This is a genomic window from Ilyobacter sp., assembly GCF_041583315.1.
Taxonomy (GTDB): Bacteria; Fusobacteriota; Fusobacteriia; order Fusobacteriales; family Fusobacteriaceae; genus Ilyobacter.
Window position 1 is genome coordinate 1 of record NZ_JBFHGC010000297.1, and the last position, 3,652, is coordinate 3,652.

Consider the following 3,652-nt stretch of genomic DNA (forward strand, 5'->3'; position numbering starts at 1 on the left):
CCCCTATTTGATTATAAAATAAAAATTCTTACCCCCATTCAAAGAAAAGTTCACCAATAAATTACTAACTGAACCCCTTTTATCCATATTACAAAAATTTTTTATAATAATAATTTCTTCTTTAAACCCTATTAAAAAAGACCTATACATGCTGAAATAGATAGGTCTTCAAAATTATAATCCGAGTGCTTTATAAATAAAAAAGCCTGCTAATAGGCAGGCAAAACACATAATTTAACAATAAAATTTATAGTTATGGTGACTGGTTAAACCCCGATCTACTTAAAATAATGGTTTATTAAATTGGTTAGATAGATAAGTTTTTACAGCACCAATTAAATCTTTTTGACATTATAGTCACCTCTGTAAAATTTGTTTGATAAGATCATACACCATTATCTTTTTATATGTCAAATACTATTTTCTATATGTTTTTAATATTCTCTTTATAAGTTTCTAACCTGATCAAGATTTCTCCATTTCAGATAACTCTACAAGTTTGTCAGATATTATTTTATAAGAATCCTGTATTCCTTTTAATGTTTGGTCACGAATACATTATACCAAGGAAATATCTATGAATTCCAGTGAAAGATAAAGTATAGAGGTATGGTAAAAATAAAAAAAATTAATTCTATTATATACAACCTCAGTTGCTACTTTGCTAATTTTGCGATAGAATACTCTTATAATCACAATTTTAGGAGTGCACAATTTGTAATATAGTATTTGTGATATTTTAGAACTTTTTCAATTTATTATTAATATTACTGATTATCAAGAGAGCTCTCAAATCAAAATGAAAGTTACTGAAGTTATTTTGAGCGATGTTGGCGTAATCCATTCACCTATGAGAAAAAGTAATTCTACGCGTTCAAAGAATCAATGTGAGATATTCATTGATCACCTAAAAAGAAAATATAAAAAAAGGGGGAAATAATGAATATAATACTTAAACCATACATTCAAATTGTAGATTTTTTGGGAAAAGTTTTAGGTAAAAATTTTGAAATAATTCTTCATGACTTAGAGAATTTAGATGGTTCTGTTGTAGCTTCGGCCAACAGTACTAGAAAAATAGGTGATTCTTTTTGGGGCCCAATCAGCAAAATAAGTGACAGAATTTATAATAACCAATTAAACTTTGAACAAGACTATATAATTAATTATGATGGGCTCTCTAAAACTGGTGATCCTGTTAAATTCTCAACTTTTTTTATAAAGGATGAGAATAACAAAACTATTGGTTTACTTGGCATAAATGCAGATTATTCAGATTTAGAAATAATAAAAGAAAAAGTAGATTCACTCTTAAATTTTGATATGATGGGAAAAAGTGAAAACAAAGATTTAGACAGCATCGAAATTATCGCATCAAATATTATAGATAATACTGTCAATGAGTTTAAAAAGAAGGATCCCGAGATGAGTTTAGACAGAAAATTAAAACTTGTGGAGGAGTTTAACAAAAAGGGTGTGTTTTTAGTAAAGGGGACTGTCCAAAAAATAGCCAAACTTCTGGATATATCAGAACCTAGTATTTACAGATATCTAAGTAAAATTAAAGATACAAGTGAATAATTACTATTTTTCTAAAATTTTAAAATTTTTTCTAATTTCATTGGATTATATAGGTATCTACCTTGCAAGAAATACAATGAGGTTTAAAATGACAACATGCAGCGGGGAATTATTTTCTCGCTGTTTTTTTTTATTCATTTCCTAAATTATTATGATAAGTTTTTATTAAGATCGGTTTCTATAGGATAAAAATAAAATAAATTATAAAATAGATACTCTGGGACCTTTTACTTCAAAATCCTTGTTAAAACTGTGATAGTTGATATTTAAATAATATATTTGTAAAAATTTAAATAAAGGGTTAAACTCATTATAATAATAAATTATTATTGTGAGTTGCATATTTTTAATTTATACAACACAAAACTAATATATACTTAATCTGAAGTAAATGACGGTATTTTTATCGAAAAGGAGCATCCCTCTTTTTTATCTTAAAATGTCCAAGTCGCTCTACTTTTATTAGCAATTGCCTTCAATATATGAGGGTTAATTTTCTAATGAAATATGGGCGACTTTTTTTATTTAAATTTAATTTATATGGTCTCAAACTTGCACAGTGACAGACTACTTCGTAACAATTTTTGCACAATAGAATATCCATGTTTGTTTTTATTAGCATGGTTTAGCAGGGAAGTTCATAAGTAGATATAAAATATTCAATTAATTGGAAGAAAGCTTATTAAAGATAAAATATAAAATTTTGTAGTATAAATAAAGATTTTAAGGAGGAATTTAAAATGAAAAGGATGAAATTTTTATCAAAATTTATACTGGGGTTACTGATGTTTATCACTGTATTTACTTTCTTTGGTTGTGGTAAGAAAGCCGAGGAAAGCGAAAGTAAAGCTGTCAAAATAGCACTGATACTGCCTAGTACTATTGATGATATGGCTTGGAGTCAAGCTATGTACGAAGGTGCAAAAGCGGTCCAGGAAAAACTTGGGGAAGATAAGGTAGAGTTGAAATTTAGTGAAAGATTGGGTAATCCTATCGAGGCCGGTGTGGCACTCAGAGAGTATGCTTCTGAAAACTACGATATAATCATCGCCCACGGTGCACAGTATGAATCAGTAATAAGCGAAGTTGCAGCTGATTTCCCTGAAGTCTCATTTGCATACGGTGGTTACGGTGTTAAGGCTGATAACGTATTTGGTTATGATGTTGATGCACATGAAGGATCCTTCCTTTTAGGAATGCTTGCAGGATTAAAAACAAAAACAAATATCATAGGAATCGTCGGACCGGTTGCTGCAGGTGAATCTATTAAATATAACAGTGGTTTCATTCAAGGAGCTAAATATGTAAATCCTGAAGCTGACGTAAGAATCGCCTATACTGGTTCTTTTGGTGATACAGTTGCTGCAGGTGAAATCGCTAGAACTCACATTAACGCCGGAGCGGATATTTTAACCGGAACTTCTCAGCAAGCAGTTGGTGCTATCAAAGTTGTCAGCCAATATGACGGGATCTACTGGTTTGGAAATAACATCGATCAATCTGTTTTAGCTCCTAAATCAATATTAGCAAGTGAACTATATATTTTTGAGGGTCTAATCTCTCAGTTCGTTGATAAAAGATCAGCAGGTATTAAGGGCGGAGAAGGATTCCATTTAACACTAGAAAACGAAATGTTAGAGCTTACTTATAATGATGATTTAAAAGATATATTTACAGCTGAAGAGCTTGAAAAGATAGATGTTGCAATGAATGAAATTAAATCTGGTTCAAGAAAAGTAGAAGCGATTTTAAAGTAATAAAATAAACTTTAATTTATAGGGGTAGGCTCTTTCTACCCCTATAAACATAATATTAGGAGAAACTAAAATGGATCATGAAAAATATTTAAGAAGATGTGTAGAGATTTCAGAAGAAGCGGTTGTCAGTGGAAATAACCCCTTCGGAGCATTGCTTGTTGATAAAGAAGGAAATATTTTAATAGAATCCGGGAATATCGAAGTAACTGAAAAAGATATTACCGGACATGCTGAAACTACAGTGGCTAAATTAGCAGGGAAAAAGTATTCTAAAGAGTTTCTGTGGGAAACTATCTTATACACCACAGCAGAGC

At 30.2% G+C, this 3,652-nt stretch carries 3 protein-coding genes; all 3 read left to right on the forward strand.

Annotated features, from left to right (window positions below):
* The first annotated feature begins 939 nt into the window (after positions 1-939).
* A complete protein-coding gene (locus ABZA26_RS10180; protein WP_372714415.1) occupies positions 940-1,581 on the forward strand; it encodes a transcriptional regulator in 642 nt (213 codons plus the stop codon).
* A 740-nt stretch (positions 1,582-2,321) separates the two neighbouring features.
* A complete protein-coding gene (locus ABZA26_RS10185) occupies positions 2,322-3,338 on the forward strand; it encodes a BMP family protein (RefSeq protein WP_372714416.1) in 1,017 nt (338 codons plus the stop codon).
* A 70-nt stretch (positions 3,339-3,408) separates the two neighbouring features.
* Positions 3,409-3,652: nucleoside deaminase (locus ABZA26_RS10190; RefSeq protein WP_372714417.1), on the forward strand; the 244-nt coding region annotated here is incomplete at its 3' end.